At 70.6% G+C, this 16,271-nt stretch carries 16 protein-coding genes and 1 pseudogene; 13 read left to right on the top strand and 4 right to left on the bottom strand.

Annotated features, from left to right (window positions below; translation table 11 throughout):
- Positions 1 to 18: 18 nt before the first annotated feature.
- A complete protein-coding gene (locus tag OG272_RS19055) occupies positions 19 to 1,425 on the top strand; it encodes an FAD-binding oxidoreductase (RefSeq protein ID WP_405894159.1) in 1,407 nt (468 codons plus the stop codon).
- Between the two features lie 40 nt (positions 1,426 to 1,465).
- Here the strand turns inward: OG272_RS19055 and OG272_RS19050 are convergent, their stop codons facing one another.
- Positions 1,466 to 1,879: an SsgA family sporulation/cell division regulator gene (locus OG272_RS19050; protein WP_326582459.1), complete on the bottom strand. Its 414-nt coding sequence runs from the start codon at positions 1,877 to 1,879 to the stop codon at positions 1,466 to 1,468.
- 265 nt (positions 1,880 to 2,144) lie between these two features.
- On the opposite strand from OG272_RS19050, the gene OG272_RS19045 reads away from it, so the two are divergent.
- Together OG272_RS19045 and OG272_RS19040 are read left to right on the top strand one after the other, a co-directional pair.
- Entirely contained in the window at positions 2,145 to 3,806 is a 1,662-nt protein-coding gene (locus tag OG272_RS19045) for an RDD family protein (protein WP_405894157.1), read from the top strand.
- A gap of 130 nt (positions 3,807 to 3,936) precedes the next feature.
- Entirely contained in the window at positions 3,937 to 4,626 is a 690-nt protein-coding gene (locus OG272_RS19040; protein WP_327729488.1) for an RDD family protein, read from the top strand.
- Positions 4,627 to 4,714: 88 nt separating this feature from the next.
- Here the strand turns inward: OG272_RS19040 and OG272_RS19035 are convergent, their stop codons facing one another.
- Positions 4,715 to 5,017: a hypothetical protein gene (locus tag OG272_RS19035; RefSeq protein WP_326582462.1), complete on the bottom strand. Its 303-nt coding sequence runs from the start codon at positions 5,015 to 5,017 to the stop codon at positions 4,715 to 4,717.
- A 466-nt stretch (positions 5,018 to 5,483) separates the two neighbouring features.
- Here OG272_RS19035 and OG272_RS19030 point away from each other — a divergent pair, with 466 nt between their 5' ends.
- A complete protein-coding gene (locus OG272_RS19030; RefSeq protein ID WP_327729489.1) occupies positions 5,484 to 7,832 on the top strand; it encodes an immune inhibitor A domain-containing protein in 2,349 nt (782 codons plus the stop codon).
- A gap of 396 nt (positions 7,833 to 8,228) precedes the next feature.
- On the top strand, positions 8,229 to 8,513 hold the full coding sequence (locus tag OG272_RS19025; protein WP_326585804.1) for a hypothetical protein: 285 nt from the start codon (positions 8,229 to 8,231) through the stop codon (positions 8,511 to 8,513).
- 101 nt (positions 8,514 to 8,614) lie between these two features.
- Here the strand turns inward: OG272_RS19025 and OG272_RS19020 are convergent, their stop codons facing one another.
- Entirely contained in the window at positions 8,615 to 9,202 is a 588-nt protein-coding gene (locus OG272_RS19020; protein ID WP_326582464.1) for an isochorismatase family protein, read from the bottom strand.
- A gap of 318 nt (positions 9,203 to 9,520) precedes the next feature.
- Positions 9,521 to 10,849 (bottom strand): nicotinate phosphoribosyltransferase, encoded by a 1,329-nt coding sequence (locus tag OG272_RS19015; protein ID WP_327729490.1) that lies wholly within the window; start codon positions 10,847 to 10,849, stop codon positions 9,521 to 9,523.
- Between the two features lie 123 nt (positions 10,850 to 10,972).
- Between OG272_RS19015 and clpS the strand changes: the two genes are divergently transcribed.
- The 8 genes and pseudogenes from clpS (at position 10,973) to OG272_RS18975 (ending at position 16,112) form a co-directional block, all read left to right on the top strand.
- Positions 10,973 to 11,290 carry an ATP-dependent Clp protease adapter ClpS gene (clpS, locus tag OG272_RS19010; protein ID WP_326582466.1) on the top strand — a complete coding sequence of 106 codons (318 nt, stop codon included), beginning with the start codon at positions 10,973 to 10,975 and terminating at the stop codon, positions 11,288 to 11,290.
- An 11-nt stretch (positions 11,291 to 11,301) separates the two neighbouring features.
- Positions 11,302 to 11,904: a DUF2017 domain-containing protein gene (locus OG272_RS19005; protein ID WP_326582467.1), complete on the top strand. Its 603-nt coding sequence runs from the start codon at positions 11,302 to 11,304 to the stop codon at positions 11,902 to 11,904.
- A 404-nt stretch (positions 11,905 to 12,308) separates the two neighbouring features.
- On the top strand, positions 12,309 to 13,754 hold the full coding sequence (locus tag OG272_RS19000) for an amino acid permease (protein ID WP_327729491.1): 1,446 nt from the start codon (positions 12,309 to 12,311) through the stop codon (positions 13,752 to 13,754).
- A gap of 76 nt (positions 13,755 to 13,830) precedes the next feature.
- Positions 13,831 to 14,253, top strand: coding sequence for a M67 family metallopeptidase (locus tag OG272_RS18995; RefSeq protein WP_326582469.1), 423 nt, complete (start codon positions 13,831 to 13,833; stop codon positions 14,251 to 14,253).
- A gap of 64 nt (positions 14,254 to 14,317) precedes the next feature.
- A pseudogene (locus OG272_RS18990) lies at positions 14,318 to 14,662 on the top strand (hypothetical protein); the annotation flags it as partial.
- A 4-nt stretch (positions 14,663 to 14,666) separates the two neighbouring features.
- Positions 14,667 to 14,762, top strand: coding sequence for a putative leader peptide (locus tag OG272_RS18985; RefSeq protein WP_309474684.1), 96 nt, complete (start codon positions 14,667 to 14,669; stop codon positions 14,760 to 14,762).
- Positions 14,763 to 14,876: 114 nt separating this feature from the next.
- Positions 14,877 to 15,155: a MoaD/ThiS family protein gene (locus OG272_RS18980; protein WP_028797012.1), complete on the top strand. Its 279-nt coding sequence runs from the start codon at positions 14,877 to 14,879 to the stop codon at positions 15,153 to 15,155.
- A gap of 6 nt (positions 15,156 to 15,161) precedes the next feature.
- Positions 15,162 to 16,112 carry a cysteine synthase gene (locus tag OG272_RS18975; RefSeq protein WP_326582470.1) on the top strand — a complete coding sequence of 317 codons (951 nt, stop codon included), beginning with the start codon at positions 15,162 to 15,164 and terminating at the stop codon, positions 16,110 to 16,112.
- Positions 16,113 to 16,271: the final 159 nt, after the last annotated feature.

Here is a 16,271-nt window from a genome sequence, read left to right as displayed (position 1 = left end):
GGCCGTGAGTGCGAACCTGTGATCATGAGCCGTATCCAAGCCCCGAGTGACGAGACGACCGGCAACCTCGTCGACCGTCTGCTGAGCGGCCTGCCACCGGAGGCGGTCCACGTCGATCCGGACGTCACCGCCTCGTACGCGAACGACATGGCGAGCTTCTGCGAGGCGGGTGTCCCGGCGGTCGTCGTGCTGCCCCGGACCGTCGAACAGGTGCAGCACGTCATGCGCGTCGCCACGGAACTGCGCGTCCCCGTGGTCCCGCAGGGCGCCCGCACGGGCCTGTCCGGCGGCGCCAACGCCTCCGAGGGCTGCGTCGTGCTGTCCCTGACGAAAATGGACCGGATCCTCGAGATCAACCCCGTCGACCGCATCGCCGTCGTCGAGCCCGGCGTCATCAACGCGACCCTCTCCCGCGCGGTCAACGAGCACGGCCTCTGCTACCCGCCGGACCCCTCCAGCTGGGAGATGTGCACGATCGGCGGCAACATCGGCACGGCCTCCGGCGGCCTGTGCTGTGTGAAGTACGGGGTGACCGCCGAGTACGTCCTCGGCCTGGACGTCGTGCTCGCCGACGGCCGGCTGATGTCCACCGGCAGGCGCACCGCGAAGGGCGTCGCCGGCTACGACCTCACGCGGCTCTTCGTCGGCTCGGAGGGCTCGCTCGGCATCGTCGTCCGCGCGACCCTCGCCCTCAAGCCGCAGCCGCCCCAGCAGCTCGTGCTGGCGGCCGAGTTCGCGTCGGCGGCCGCCGCCTGCGACGCGGTGTGCCGGATCATGGCCGGCGGGCACGTCCCGTCACTGCTCGAACTCATGGACCGTACGACCGTGAAGGCCGTCAACGACCTGGCCCACATGGGACTCCCGGAGACCACGGAGGCACTGCTGCTGGCCGCCTTCGACACCCCGGACCCGGCCGCCGACCTCGCCGCGGTGGGCGAACTGTGCGAGGCCGCGGGCGCCACCCAGGTCGTCCCCGCGGACGACGCGGCGGAGTCCGAACTGCTGCTCCAGGCACGGCGGTTGTCGCTCACCGCGCTGGAGGCGGTGAAGGGCACGACGATGATCGACGACGTGTGCGTGCCGCGCTCGAAGCTCGGCGAGCTGATCGAGGGCGTGGAGCGCGTCGCCCAGAAGTACGACCTGACCATCGGGGTCTGCGCACACGCCGGCGACGGCAACACGCACCCCACCGTCTGCTTCGACGCGGCGGACCCCGAAGATGCCCGGCGCGCCCGCGAGTCCTTCGACGAGATCATGGCCCTCGGCCTGGAACTCGGCGGCACGATCACCGGCGAGCACGGCGTGGGCATCCTCAAGAAGGAGTGGCTGGCGCGGGAGCTCGGCCCGGTGGGCATGGAGATGCAGCGGGCGGTGAAGTCCGCCTTCGACCCGCTGGGCATCCTCAACCCGGGCAAGCTGTTCTGACCCCCTCGGTGCCGATTCCCTCGGTTCTGACGCACCCGCCTCACTGGGCGAGGAGTTCGGCCAGGCCGTCGTCGATGCGCAGCATGTCGAACTCCGAGCCCGGCGGCACCACCCGCAGGGTCCGCTCCAGCCAGGCCGACACGGCGGCGGCCGGCGCTTCGAGCAGCGCGTCCCCGTCCGGCGAGCTGAGCGCCATCAGCACGACGCTGCGGCCCGACACCTTCGTCGGCCACACCCGCACGTCCCCGCGCCCGCACGGCCGGAACACCCCCTCGACGAGCAGCTCCCGCGCGAACGTCCAGTGGACCGGGCGGTCGGAGTTGACGTGGAAGGTGATGTGGACGGCGTAGGGGTCGTCGGTGCGGTAGCCGAGCTTGGCCGGCACGGGGATGCTGCGCTCGGGCGACAGGACGAGTCCGAGCTCCAGCTCGCGCTCCACTACGGTGTGCCGCATGGTGATCGTTCCTCTCTCGTGGAGGGGCCCCGTGGGCGGGCCCGTACGAGTGAGAGGGGCGTGGGCCCCGAAGCATTACGCGGGTTCGCGAAACTTTTTTCCGGCGGGTTCACCGACCGGCTTCCGCCGCCGCGGGCCCTCTGGGCCCGTAGCAGATCCGTGCGCGAATGGGGCGGGTCCGGCGGCAGCGGTCATGGGACTTGCCGGCGTCTGGTAGATGTGTATGCCCTCCACCAAACCCACGAGCAGATACGGGACGACGGACATGAGTGCCCCAACCCCGGCCCCCGGTGACGACAGGCCCCGTGAAGGGTATTACCCGGACCCGTCCATTCCTGGATATGTCCGGTACTGGAACGGCGCGGCCTGGGTGCCGGGTACGAGCCGTCCGGCGCCCTCCGACGGCACGCCGCTCGCCCCGCCGCCCGGCTCCGGCTCGGCCGGCACGGTGGAGGAGACGGGCCCGCACTTCTTCGACGAGGACCCCGCGCCCGACGGCGAGTCGGGCCGCTCGTCCTCCGACAGCGCCCTGCACGGCTCCCGCCCCGAGCCGGCCTCCGCGTGGGGCGCCGACCGCTCCCGCCAGACCGGTTTCGGCGGCGACAAGGACCGCCGGGTGTCGTGGGGTTCCGCCCCCGGCGCCGACCCCCGCCTCTCCCTCGCGGCCGAAGCGGACGGCGACCCCGGTGACTCCGGGCCCACGGCGAGCACGGACGGTACGGCGACGATCCCTCCGGCGGAGGCCGACGGGGACGCCGGGGCCTCACCGGGCACGGTGGTGTTCCGCCGTCCCGACACGTCCGGGCGGCCCCCGGCCGGCGAGGGCGCGGAACCCCTGCGGACGGACGGGACGATGACGTTCCGCCCCTCCGCGCGCGCGGGGCAGCCGGACGGGGCCGCGCCCGCGGCGCCCGGCGTCTTCGGCGGTCCCCTGACTCCCGCCCAGATCGCCGCGCAGCAGGCCCTGGGCCTCGCCCCGCAGTCCTCCTCGCCCGCGACGGCACCGTCCGGCCCCCAGCAGGGTCCGCAGCCTCCGCAGGGTCCGATGGCTCCGCAGCAGGGCCCGCAGGCGGGCCTGCCTGTGGGCGGGACCGCCCCGGCGGCTCCGGCTCCGGCTCCGGCGGCCGTCGCGCCGACCGCCCCGGCCCCACGGCAACCGGAGCCGCAGCAGCCCCAGTTCGGCGGCGCGTTCCCCCAGCAGGCCCCGCCGACCTCACCGGCGGCGCCCACCCCGCAGGCCGCCCAGCCCGCGCCGGACGTGCCCCAGCAGGCCGCCGCCCGGCAGTCGGCCGAGGCCCCGATGGCCGTCGGCACCGGCGGCGGGCAGCCCTCCTGGGCGCAGCAGGTGCACCGCCTCGCCGGGGGCGAGGGGGAGCAGCCGGTCGCGCCGTGGAAGCCGGTGGTGGAGGACCCCTTCCAGGCGGCCGCGCGACGGCAGGCGGAGTCCCGGCCCGCGGGGCTCGGCAGACGGCTGGGCGCCCGGCTCGTGGACAGCCTGGTCGTCGGCGCCGTCACGGCCGGGGCGGCCGTGCCGTTCGGCACCAAGGCGATGGACCACATCGACGAGAAGATCGACGCGGCCAAGCTCTCCGGCGAGAAGGTCACCGTCTGGCTGGTCGACGGCACGACCTCCGTCTACCTGGGCATCATCCTGGGCGTCCTGTTCCTCGTCAGCGCCCTCTACGAGGTGCTGCCCACCGCCAGGTGGGGCCGCACCCTCGGCAAGAAGCTGTTCGGCATCGAGGTCCGGGACATCGAGGGCCACGAGCCCCCGTCGTTCGGGCGCTCGCTGCGCCGCTGGCTCGTCCACACCGTCTCCGGGCTGCTCGGCATCGGTGTGATCGGCGTCCTGTGGTGCGTGTGGGACAGGCCGTGGCGCCAGTGCTGGCACGACAAGACGGCGCACACGTTCGTGGCGGGCAAGTAGCGGCGGGCAAGTGGCGGCGGGCGAGTAGCGGCAGGGGCCGCGTGGGCCGGACGGGGGCGCGGGGGAACCGCGTACCCCGGACGGCCCCGTGCCGGATGCGGAGCCTGGGGGTTCGCGGTCGACTCGGGCCATGAGTACCGAACCGCCGCCCTTCGGCTCCGGTCAGTCCCCGGACGACGACCCGTTCAAGAAGCAGCAGCCCCCGCCGGGCCGGGGCGGCGGCTCCCCGTACGACCCGCCGCCCGGGCAACCGCCGCCGTACGGGGGCGGGCAGGAACCGCCGTACGGCGGCCAGCCGCCCCCCTACGGCGGCGGTCCCTACGGCGGCGACCCCTATGGCGGTGGGCCGTACCCGAACGATCCGCTCTCGGGCATGCCGCCGCTCGCCGACAGCGGGAAGCGGGTGCTGGCGCGGATCATGGACATGATCCTGGTGGGGATCGTGGTGGGGCTGCTGGCGTGGGCGTTCAGGATCGGCCAGTACACGGTGGACTCGGACGACTGGGAGTTCGGCAGGTCCCTCGCCCAGGAGGCGCTGGCCGCGATCCTCTACATCGCGTACGACACGTACTTCGGCGTCAAGAACGGCCAGACCCTCGGCAAGAAGCTGATGAAGCTGCGGGTGGCGAACCTCAACGACGGGTCCACGCCCTCCATGCAGACCGCGCTGATCCGCGCGGCCGTGCTGTGGATCCCCTTCGCCTTCTGCTGCGCCTGCGTCTGGACGGCGATCGCGGGCGGCTGGAGCTTCTTCGACAAGCCCTACAAGCAGGGTCTGCACGACAAGGCCGCGAAGACGGTGGTGGTCAGTACGGCTTGAGCGCGCGGTCGCACGACAACGGCGGGTCCGGGATCGATGATCCACGGGCCCGCCGACGCGTTTCAGCGAGCTGTCACCGCGTGCCGGTTCAGGACCCCGTCGGCTCGTGCACCGGCTCTCGTACCGCCTCGGACCGCACGGCCGCCGGGGCCGGGGCACGGGCCGGGGCCGGCGCGGCGACGGACACCCCGGGGCGGCGCGTGGCGGCGCCGGGCGCGGGCTTGGGCAGCGGCACGGTCAGTGCGACGAGCAGGCCGAGGGCCAGGGCGGAGAGGGCGATCACCGCGATGCCCGCGCCGGAACTCGTCTGTGACAGCAGCAGCATGGCGAGGGTGGACAAGATCACGGTGCAGGAGCCGTAGGCGAGCTGTGCGGTCGTCGGACGAGGCATGGCAATCGTGTCCTCGGGTGGGGTCTCCCCGTGCCTCTCTCGATGAAGGGGAGGTTGCGGATACGAATCAAAGGTGAAGCCGTGCAGTCGGCTTGGCTTCTGCCGACCTCCGGCGCTCCGCCAATCGACTCTATTCGCCAGGGTGCCCGAGTGGAACGACAGGTAAGCGTGACCTGACACACGGTGCCGGGTGCACAGGGGGCGCACGGATTCATGGGGTCCGGCAAGTGGACGCGTATGCGCGCCGGTTCGAGAGGTGTGTGGGCGATGCACGTAACGTCCGCATAACGAACAAGCGCTTCCCGTAGACGCCGATAATGCACTTGACCTGTCCAAGTCAAGATCTATTTTTTCTCTCGAAACTCCGGTCGAATGGCGTCACTTGACTACACGCGTATACCGCGCGCGGACTCCTCCACACAGGGCCATCCCCTTCCGCGCGAACGGGCGCGGGGGAGGACCTCAAGTGACCAGTAGACCCTGGATGTTCAGAGCGGCGGCGATCGGCGTCGCGGTCGCCACGGCGGCGACCATGTCGGCCCTCACGGTGGCGCAGGCCGCGGACACCGCACCGGCGGCGTCCGTGGACCGGCACGACCCGGCGGACCGGGAGCACGCCGACCACGACCTCGAAGGCCCCCTGAGCAAGACTCAGGAGGCCCAGCGCGAGGAGGCCCTGCAGCAGGTCATATCCGGCGACGCCACGGTCAAGGACCGTGACGGCTCGCAGGTCGTGCAGCTGAAGAGCAAGAAGGGCAAGAGCAAGTACGTCGAGCTCGGCCGCGAGAAGACCGACAAGATCTTCACGATCCTCGTCGAGTTCGGCGACCAGGTCGACAGCCGCTACGGCGGCACCGCGGGCCCGGCGCACAACCAGATAGCCGAGCCGGACCGCGCCCAGGACAACTCCACGGCCTGGCAGGCGGACTACAACCAGGCGCACTTCCAGGACCTGTACTTCGGCACCGGCAAGAAGACCGAGTCGATGAAGAAGTACTACGAGAAGCAGTCCTCGGGCCGCTACTCGATCGAGGGCGAGGTCTCGGACTGGGTCAAGGTCCCCTACAACGAGGCCCGCTACGGCAACAACGCCTGCGGCCAGTCCACCTGCTCCAGCGTGTGGAACGTGGTCAGCGACGGTCTGACGTCCTGGGTCGCCCAGCAGAAGGCAGCGGGGCGCACCGACGCCGAGATCAAGGCGGACGTGGCCGAGTTCGACCAGTGGGACCGCTACGACTTCGACGGCGACGGCGACTTCAACGAGTCCGACGGCTACATCGACCACTTCCAGATCGTGCACGCCGGTGAGGACGAGTCCGCGGGTGGCGGCGCGCAGGGCGAGGACGCCATCTGGGCCCACCGCTGGTACGCGTTCGGCTCCGACGCGGGCGCCACGGGCCCCGACGGCAACAAGCTCGGCGGCGCCAAGATCGGTGACACCGGCATCTGGGTCGGCGACTACACCATCCAGCCCGAGAACGGCGGACTCGGTGTCTTCGCCCACGAGTACGGCCACGACCTCGGTCTGCCGGACCACTACGACACACAGGGCGGTGACAACTCCACCGGTTTCTGGACCCTGATGTCCTCCGGTTCCTGGCTCGGCACCGGCAAGGAAGCCATCGGCGACCTGCCCGGCGACATGACCGCCTGGGACAAGCTGCAGCTCGGCTGGCTCGACTACGACACGGCGAAGGCCGCGACGAAGTCGAAGCACAAGCTGGGTGTCGCGGAGTACAACACCAAGGACAAGCAGGCCCTGGTGGTGGAACTCCCGAAGAAGGAGGTCACCACCGAGATCGTCGAGCCGGCGCAGGGGGCCGGCCAGTGGTGGAGCGGCAGCGGTGACAACCTCTCCAACACCCTGACCCGTTCGGTGGACCTCACGGGCAAGGCCTCGGCCGCGCTCACCCTCGACGGCTGGTACGACATCGAGGCCGAGTACGACTACCTCTACACCGAGGTGTCGACCGACGGCGGCGCCAACTGGACGCCGATCGACGGCACGGTGGACGGCGCGGCGATCCCGCGCGACGCCAGCGACAAGCCCGCGCTGACCGGTTCCTCCGCCGCGTACAAGAAGCTGTCGTACTCCCTGGACGCCTACGCGGGCCAGAAGTTCGACCTCCGCTTCCGCTACCAGACGGACGGCGGTGTGGCCCCCAAGGGCTTCGCGGCCGACTCGATCGCGGTGACCGCCGACGGTTCCGTCCTCTTCTCGGACAACGCGGAGAGCGCGGACGCGGCCTGGACCACGAAGGGCTTCTCGCGCATCGGCGCGTCGATCACGGACGACTACGCGCAGTACTACATCGCCGAGAACCGTCAGTACGTGTCGTACGACAAGACCCTGAAGGTCGGCCCGTACAACTTCGGCTTCTCGACGACGCGTCCGTCCTGGGTGGAGCACTTCCCGTACCAGAACGGTCTGTTGATCTGGAAGTGGGACACCTCGCAGGCGGACAACAACACCAGTGTCCACCCGGGCACGGGTCTGGTCCTGCCGGTCGACTCGCACCCGGCGGCGCTGAAGTGGGCCGACGGCACGGTGATGCGCAGCCGGATCCAGTCCTACGACTCGCCGTTCAGCCTCTACCGCACGGACGGTCTGAAGCTGCACAAGGCGGATGTCCTGACCAAGATCCCGTCGTCGAAGGGCGTGTCGACGTTCAACGACCGGACCAGCACCTACTACGACGAGGCGAGCCCGCTCGCCGGTGTCAAGATCACTGACACCAACACCAAGATCAAGATCGTCAAGGAGGCCAAGGACGGCTCCACGATCTCGGTCCAGGTGGGTCCCGCAGTGAAGTAAGCGGTATTTCCGCAGGTCAGAGCATGTTCGGCCGCGACCCCCTTGGCGGGTCGCGGCCGGACGTGTTTAGGTGCGTGGTGTGGTTTTCTTATTGACACTGACGCTCACGGGGGTGTGACCTGCATGGCCGCAGGAGGTTTCTGCAAACTGCCGGACGGCAATGTCGTCGTCGCCCTGAACCTGCCGGGGGCGACGGCGACGGGCACGGGGAGCGCGCTGCCCGGCGCCGGGTCCGGGGGTGCCACCGGGGCGCTGCCCGGGCCTGCGGCGGGGGGCGGCTCCGGGGCGCTGCCCGCGGCCGTCGGGGCCCTGCCCGTCAGCTGGGCCGGGACCGCGATCGGCGCTCCCGCCGTGTCCGGGGCACCCAAGGCCGTGTTCGGCGCGCCCGCCGGGCCCATGGTCGGCGTTCCGGCCGGGGCCGTGCCGGGCGACGGATCCGTACGTGTCCTCGTCCTGGCCGCGAACCGGGCCCGCGCTCTCACCCGGCTCCGCAACCTGGGCATGCGCGCGATCTACCTCCGCGGCAACGCGGCGCCCCCGACCCCGGACGAGATCACCGCGGTCCTCCACCACCCGGACGGCCTCATCTGGCGCACCTCACCCGCCTGCCCGGCCTCCACGACCCCCGAGCTGTGGCACCCGATCAGGGCGCTGCTCCGACGGCCGACGGTACGGGTGTGAACCGGCACCGGGGCTCGGCCCAGGGCGTGGCTTCGCTCACCGGCGCTCACCGGGTGCCACCGGGCCGGCCCGTGCCGCGCCCCGTCCTGCCGCTTCAGCGGCTACACCACCGGCTTGCCCGAGAGTTCCACGCCCGCCTCCCGTAGCTCCTCCAAGGCCCGCTCGGTCGTCTCCTCGGACACCCCGGCGGTCAGGTCCAGCAGCACCTGGGTGCGGAAGCCCTCTCTCGCGGAGTCCAGGGCGGTGGCCCGTACGCAGTGGTCCGTGGCGATGCCGACGACGTCGATCTCGGTGATGTCGCGGGCGCGGAGCCAGTCGGCGAGGGTGACGCCGTTCTCGTCGGCGCCCTCGAAACCGCTGTAGGCGGCGGAGTACGCCCCCTTGTCGAAGACGGCGTCGACCGCGCCGGAGGCGATCACCGGGGCGAAGTTGGGGTGGAACCCGACCCCCTCCGTGCCGGCGACACAGTGGGCGGGCCAGGAGTGGACGTAGTCGGGGTTGTCGGAGAAGTGGCCGCCGGGTGCGATGTGGTGGTCACGGGTGGCCACCACGTGCTGGTAGCCGGGGCCGGCCGCCTGGCCGATCAGCTCGGTGACGGCGGCGGCCACATCGGCACCGCCGGCCACGGCGAGGCTGCCCCCCTCGCAGAAGTCGTTCTGCACGTCGACGACGATCAAGGCGCGGCGCATGGTGTCGGTGTCCTTCGACTCTTCGGTTCTCGGGTGTGTGGGGTGTGTGGGTGTGGTGGGATCGGCCGAGCTGCTGCACTGCGGGACGCTGAGCCACGAAACGCTGGACTTCGAAACTACGAACTTCCGAGCCTAGAGACTTCGAGAGCTGTTCGGGAGGGGGCATCCGGCGCTCGCCCGATGCGCGGACCGGAGCACAGGCCGAACACGCGGGCGCTCGGGGGCTCGCGGCAGAGCACGCCGGGCACGTTCACTCCGGCCCGCCCCCGGCGTGCTCCCGCCCGCTGCCCCGCACGTATCCGCACGTACCCGGGCGGCTCAGACGTACTCCGTCGGAATGACCGCTTCCCCGCGCGACAGCTGCGTCGCCGACAGCGGCAGGTTCGCCCGCGCGGCCGCGTGCCGCTCGCGTACGACGTCCAGCGACTCCCGGGAGAGCACCCGGCCGTCCTCGATCAGGCGGACCAGGAGCTGCCGGTCCTTGAGCTCTTCGGGGACGGGCCCGGTGCCGACGACCTCGGCCTCCGCGACGCCGTGCTCGTCCAGCCGCCGGGCCGCCCACTTGCGGCCCCCGACGGACGTCTTCCCGCCGGTGGACTTCTTCGCCACGGGCACCAGCGGCTCCGTGGGGTCCGCGGACTCCGCGCGGGCGACGAGCTTGTAGACCATCGAGCAGGTGGGGTGCCCGGACCCGGTCACCAGCTGCGTGCCGACGCCGTACGCGTCCACCGGCGCCGCCGCCAGCGAGGCGATGGCGTACTCGTCGAGGTCCGAGGTCACGATGATCCGCGTCTCGGTCGCGCCCAGCTCGTCCAGCTGCTGCCGCACCCGGTGGGCGACGAGGAGCAGATCACCGGAGTCGATGCGCACGGCGCCGAGCTCGGGCCCGGCGACCTCCACGGCGGTCCGTACGGCCTCGGTGACGTCGTACGTGTCGACGAGCAGGGTGGTGTTCCGGCCCAGCGAGTCCACCTGGGCCTGGAAGGCGTCCCGCTCGCGGTCGTGGAGCAGCGTGAAGGCGTGGGCGCTGGTGCCGACCGTCGGTATGCCGTAGCGGAAGCCGGCGGCCAGGTCCGAGGTGGAGGTGAAGCCGCCGAGGTACGCGGCGCGCGAGGCGGCCACGGCGGCCAGCTCGTGCGTGCGCCGGGCGCCCATCTCGATCAGCGGGCGCCCTCCGGCGGCGCTCGACATCCGGGAGGCGGCGGCCGCGATGGCCGAGTCGTGGTTGAGGATGGACAGGATCACGGTCTCCAGGAGGACGCACTCCGCGAAGGTGCCCTCGACCCGCATGATCGGCGAGCCCGGGAAGTACACCTCGCCCTCCTGGTAGCCCCACACGTCCCCGCCGAAGCGGTAGCCGGCGAGCCAGTCGAGGGTCTCCGCGTCGATGACGGAGCGCTCGCGCAGGAAGCCGAGAACGCCCGGGTCGAAACGGAAGTTCTCGACCGCGTCCAGTACCCGCCCGGTGCCGGCGACCACGCCGTACCGCCGTCCCTCCGGCAACCGCCGTGTGAAGACCTCGAACACCGAACGCCGCTCGGCCGTACCCGCTTTCAACGCGGCCTGCAGCATCGTGAGTTCGTAGTGGTCCGTGAAGAGCGCGGTCGAGGGGACGTCAACCGGCAAACCAAGGTCCGCTGTGTTCATGGCAAGGGATCGTACTCCCATCTCGTCAGTCTGACGATTTCCGGGCGGTCATTCGACGATCCGTACCTCGCGGGGCCCGGTCGCGGGGCCGCATTTGTGCGTACACCCCCCTGTGGTGGCAGCATGGGCCGTGTGACGGCAGCCGCACCCATGGAGATCGAGAAGACCGAGTCGGCGGAGGAGGTCTTCGCCGTACCCGAACCCGACGTTCCGTGGGTGACGATCGTCCACAACGATCCGGTGAACCTCATGAGCTATGTGACGTATGTCTTCCAGACGTACTTCGGGTACTCGAAGGACAAAGCCACCAAGCTCATGCTCGACGTCCACCACAAGGGCCGCGCGGTCGTCTCCAGCGGAACACGCGAGGAGATGGAACGCGACGTGCAGGCCATGCACGGCTACGGTCTGTGGGCCACCCTCCAGCAGGACCGGAAGTAGCGACGCACCTGATGCCAGGACAATTCGAATCGCTCCCCGGCGGCGGCGCGGCCGTCGCACTCGACGAGGTCGAGATCTCCATCATCCGCTCGCTGGCGGTGCAGCTCCTGGAGCTGATCGGCCCGGGCCCGGCCGAGGACTCCGGCGACGACCCGCTCGCCGAACTCTTCGCCGAGGGCCCCAGCGAGCCGCCCAAGGACCCCGTCCTGCTCCGGCTGTTCCCGGACGCCTACAGCGACCCCGAGGGCACCCCGACGGCCCGGCAGGCGGAGGAGCAGCGGGCGTACTCCTCGGAGTTCCGCCGCTTCACCGAGAACGACCTGCGGGCCGGCAAGCGCGAGAAGGCCCTCGTGGTGATCCACTCCCTGGACGCGCTGGCGGCGACCGGTGAGGGCGGAGCCGTACTGAAGCTGTCGGCGGACGACTCCCGGCAGTGGCTCGGCTGCCTCAACGACCTGCGCCTGGCCATCGGCTCCCGGCTCGACGTCGTCGACGAGGAGGACACCGACCTCCTCTACCGCCTCCCGGACGAGGACCCGCGCAAGCCGATGGTGATGGCCTATCTGTGGCTGGGCGGTCTGCAGGACTCGCTCGTCACGACGCTGATGTCCTGACGCCGGATCCCCGCGGTTCCCGCCCCTCCACGGCCGCCGCACGTCCGCGGCACGTCCGCGGCACGTTCGCTCCATGGCTTCTCCACGGACGCTCCGCGTTCGCTCAGAGGACACTCAAATCCGGATAACGATCGTGTCACCGCACCCGTGAGGGATGCCCTCACGGGTGTTCTTTGTCCGCTTCTCCCTGTGCCGTGCGCCACAGAACGCCCAGTGGATCACTATTGCGGCCGTGATAAATCTTCACGACCGCCCGACGGACACCACCCTTGTCCCGTCGGGTGCGCCACCGAGCCGGCCATCGCCGGCCAGGCACTGCTCCATCACATCCGGGGGGATCGGAACCCGATCCCGGGTCGACGAACGGCTCGGATCGGCCCAGCGTGGAGAAAGGCGCACAACACATGACCTCCGCTCAGGTCAACAAGAACGGCGACGAGGCCGTCCGTGGCGACACCCCCGAAGAGGGGTACGAGCGCGGGCTCGGCAGCCGCCAGGTCCAGATGATCGCGATCGGCGGCGCCATCGGCGTCGGCCTCTTCCTGGGAGCCGGGGCGAACATCGCCAAGGCCGGCCCCAGCCTGATCTTCATGTACGCCCTCGCCGGCGTCATCATCTTCTTCATCATGCGGGCGCTCGGCGAGCTGCTCCTGTACCGCCCGGTCTCCGGCTCCTTCGCGGAGTACTCCCGCGAGTTCCTCGGCCCGTTCTTCGGCTACTTCACCGGCTGGACGTACTGGCTGATGTGGGTCGTCACCGGCATGGCCGAACTCACGGCCGCCGCGATCTACGTCAACTACTGGTGGCCGGAGATCCCGCGTTGGGTGACCGCCCTGGTCTTCCTGGTGGTCCTCTTCGGCGCCAACCTGATCTCGGTGAAGCTCTTCGGCGAGATCGAGTTCTGGTTCTCGATGGTCAAGGTCACCGCCCTGCTCGGCATGATCGTGATCGGCCTCGGCGTCCTCACCTTCGGCTTCAGCGCCGCCGGCGACACCGCCGCCGTCTCCAACCTCTGGGCCTTCGACGGCTTCTTCCCCAAGGGCGTCGGCTCCTCCCTGATGACCCTCCAGGGCGTGATGTTCGCCTACCTCGCCGTCGAGCTGGTCGGCGTCACCGCCGGTGAGTCCGAGAACCCGGAGAAGACCCTCCCCAAGGCCATCAACACCCTGCCCTGGCGGATCGCGCTCTTCTACGTCGGCGCCCTCACCGTCATCCTCTGCGTGGTGAAGTGGACCGAGTTCGCGCCCGGCGTGAGCCCCTTCGTCGCCGCCTTCGCCAAGATCGGCATCCCGGCGGGCGCCGCCATCGTCAACTTCGTGGTGCTGACGGCGGCCCTGTCCTCCTGCAACTCGGGCATGTACTCCACCGGCCGCATGCTGCGCACCCTCGCGGACAACGGCGAGGCCCCCCGGGTCTTCAGCAGGCTGTCGACGACGAAGACCCCGGCGTTCGGCATCACCGTCTCCGTGCTCTTCATGGGCATCGGCGTGATCCTGAACTACATCGTCCCGGAGAAGGCCTTCGGCTACGTCGTCTCCGTCGCCACCGCGGCCGGCATCTGGACCTGGCTGATGATCCTGATCAGCCACGTCCTCTACCGCCGCGGCGTCGACGCCGGCCGCCTGCCCGCCTCGTCCTTCCCGGCCCCGGGCGGCGCGAAGTGCAGCTGGGTCGCCATCGTCTTCCTGCTCTTCGTCACCGGCCTCATCGCCTACGACGCCGACTCCCGTGTCTGCCTGTACGTCATGGCCGGCTGGGCGGTGGCCCTCGGCATCGGCTGGGCCGTGCTGAAGTCCCGCAACCCGGAGGTCACCGACCGCCGTGATGCGGAGTTCGAGAAGGTCGGCTGACCCCACGAGTCCCAGCATGTGGGCTGTTCCGTACCACCCCCCGGTACGGAACAGCCCCTTTGCTTATCCTGCCAGCATGCTGACCATCACCCAGGCCCTCGTCGACCAGATCGTCGCCCACGCGCGCAAGGACCACCCCGACGAGGCGTGCGGCGTCGTCGCGGGACCGGCGGGGTCGGACCGGCCCGAGCGCTTCATCCCGATGCTGAACGCGGCCATGTCGCCCACGTTCTACGAGTTCGACTCGGGCGACCTGCTCAAGCTCTACCGCGAGATGGACGACCGCGACGAGGAGCCCGTGGTCGTCTACCACTCCCACACGGCCACCGAGGCCCGCCCCTCCCGCACCGACATCTCCTACGCCAACGAACCCGGCGCCCACTACGTCCTCGTCTCGACCGCCGACACCGACGGACTCGGCGAGTTCCAGTTCCGCTCCTTCAGGATCGTCGAGGGCGAGGTGACCGAGGAGGAGGTGAAGATCGTCGAGGCGTACTGACGGGTGCCGTACTGACGGGTGCCGACGCCGGCACTCGTGCGCAGAGAAGCCCCGCCGGCGAGCGGAACGCGCGGATACGGTGTCCGTACACCGCCTCGCGCACACAGCAGCAGCCCGCGACGGAGACGCTCTCGACTCCGTGGCCGCGCTCCTCGGCCGCTGCCCCGACCCGGACGCCGTGTTCGTCGCCTCCGACCGCATGGCCTCCGGCGCGCTCCAGGTGCGGCGCGAGCACGGGTGCCGGGCGCCGGGTGTCGGATGCCGGGTGTCGGACGACTGGACCGTCGTCGGCCTCGACGACCTCGCGCCCAGAACGGCTCACCGAGGTGCGCCGTCTCACTCCCCGGCCCGAATTCGTCCGGCATGTGGGATCACACTCCGGGACCCCGGTCGGGAATCGATACGATGAGCGCATGGTTCTTGACGACGTGAGCGAGAAGACGCCGGGCGCACTGCTCGTGGCGCGGCTGCACGTCGACCTGTGCAGGCTTGCCAGCGCCATCTGTTGACGCCGACCCCTGCCGCCGTACGGCCGTGAGCCGCGGCGCCAACCCCGTGTGACCACGCACTTCGCGCTGCCGCGCGCTCTCCGACCCGACCACTCCCGACAGGAGCCGCACATCATGGCCATCGAGGTCCGCATCCCCACCATCCTCCGCCAGTACACCGACGGTCAGAAGGCGGTGGAGGGAGCCGGTGCCACCCTCGCCGACCTGTTCACCGACCTCGAAAGCCGTCACACGGGCATCCACGCCCGCATCGTGGACGGCGGCGAGCTGCGCCGCTTCGTCAACGTGTACCTGAACGACGAGGACGTCCGCTTCCTGGAGGGCATCAACACCAAGCTGTCCGACGGCGACAACGTGACGATCCTGCCGGCGGTCGCCGGCGGCATGGCCTGATCACCCATGCGCTACGACTCCCCGCTGGCCGCGGTGGGCAACACCCCTCTGGTGCGCCTGCCGCGGCTGTCGCCGTCCGCCGACGTCCGCATCTGGGCCAAGCTGGAGGACCGCAACCCGACGGGTTCGGTCAAGGACCGTCCCGCCCTGCACATGATCGAACAGGCGGAGAAGGACGGCCGTCTGACCCCCGGCTGCACGATCCTCGAACCCACCTCCGGCAACACGGGCATCTCCCTCGCCATGGCGGCCAAACTCAAGGGCTACCGCATCGTGTGCGTCATGCCCGAGAACACCTCCCAGGAGCGCCGCGACCTGCTCGGCATGTGGGGCGCCGAGATCATCCCGTCCCCGGCGGCCGGCGGCTCCAACACGGCCGTACGCGTCGCCAAGGAGCTCTCCGCCGAGCACCCCGACTGGGTGATGCTCTACCAGTACGGCAACCCCGACAACGCGGGCGCCCACTACGCGACGACGGGCCCCGAGATCCTCGCGGACCTCCCCTCCATCACCCACTTCGTCGCCGGTCTCGGCACCACGGGCACCCTGATGGGTGTGGGCCGCTACCTGCGCGAACAGAAGCCGGACGTCAAGATCGTCGCCGCCGAGCCGCGCTACGACGACCTCGTCTACGGTCTCCGCAACCTCGACGAGGGCTTCGTCCCCGAGCTCTACGACGCGTCCGTCCTCACCACCCGCTTCTCCGTCGGCTCCGCCGACGCGGTCACCCGCACCCGCGAGCTGCTCCAGCAGGAGGGCATCTTCGCGGGCGTCTCCACCGGGGCCGCGCTGCACGCCGCGATCGGCGTCGGCAACAAGGCCGTGAAGTCCGGCGAGCCGGCCGACATCGTCTTCGTCGTCGCCGACGGCGGCTGGAAGTACCTCTCCACGGGCGTCTACACGGCAGCGACGACGGAAGAGGCCATCGAGACACTGCAGGGCCAGCTCTGGGCGTAGGGGTGCGTCGCCGGGCGCGGGCGCGTCGTGGTTGCTCGCGCAGTTCCCCGCGCCCCTGAAGGACACGGCCCCTGCTTTTCAGGGGCGCGGGGAACTGCGCGAGAAGCCCCACCCACCCGCACCCGGGGGTCGAAGGGGCGCAGCCCCTGGGCGAGGGAC

The organism is Streptomyces sp. NBC_00104, assembly GCF_045160825.1.
Classification (GTDB): Bacteria; Actinomycetota; Actinomycetes; order Streptomycetales; family Streptomycetaceae; genus Streptomyces.
Note: the sequence above shows the minus strand (reverse complement) of the source record. Positions and strands in the feature narration are given on the sequence as shown.

Coding starts and splice junctions, on each gene's coding strand:
- OG272_RS19050 (WP_326582459.1), bottom strand. CDS start 1,879: ATGCGGCACACCGTAGTGGAGCGCGAGCTGGAGCTCGGACTCGTCCTG.
- OG272_RS19045 (WP_405894157.1), top strand. CDS start 2,145: ATGAGTGCCCCAACCCCGGCCCCCGGTGACGACAGGCCCCGTGAAGGG.
- OG272_RS19040 (WP_327729488.1), top strand. CDS start 3,937: ATGAGTACCGAACCGCCGCCCTTCGGCTCCGGTCAGTCCCCGGACGAC.
- OG272_RS19035 (WP_326582462.1), bottom strand. CDS start 5,017: ATGCCTCGTCCGACGACCGCACAGCTCGCCTACGGCTCCTGCACCGTG.
- OG272_RS19025 (WP_326585804.1), top strand. CDS start 8,229: ATGGTCGGCGTTCCGGCCGGGGCCGTGCCGGGCGACGGATCCGTACGT.
- OG272_RS19020 (WP_326582464.1), bottom strand. CDS start 9,202: ATGCGCCGCGCCTTGATCGTCGTCGACGTGCAGAACGACTTCTGCGAG.
- OG272_RS19015 (WP_327729490.1), bottom strand. CDS start 10,849: ATGAACACAGCGGACCTTGGTTTGCCGGTTGACGTCCCCTCGACCGCG.
- clpS (WP_326582466.1), top strand. CDS start 10,973: ATGGGCCGTGTGACGGCAGCCGCACCCATGGAGATCGAGAAGACCGAG.
- OG272_RS19005 (WP_326582467.1), top strand. CDS start 11,302: ATGCCAGGACAATTCGAATCGCTCCCCGGCGGCGGCGCGGCCGTCGCA.
- OG272_RS19000 (WP_327729491.1), top strand. CDS start 12,309: ATGACCTCCGCTCAGGTCAACAAGAACGGCGACGAGGCCGTCCGTGGC.
- OG272_RS18995 (WP_326582469.1), top strand. CDS start 13,831: ATGCTGACCATCACCCAGGCCCTCGTCGACCAGATCGTCGCCCACGCG.
- OG272_RS18985 (WP_309474684.1), top strand. CDS start 14,667: ATGGTTCTTGACGACGTGAGCGAGAAGACGCCGGGCGCACTGCTCGTG.
- OG272_RS18980 (WP_028797012.1), top strand. CDS start 14,877: ATGGCCATCGAGGTCCGCATCCCCACCATCCTCCGCCAGTACACCGAC.
- OG272_RS18975 (WP_326582470.1), top strand. CDS start 15,162: ATGCGCTACGACTCCCCGCTGGCCGCGGTGGGCAACACCCCTCTGGTG.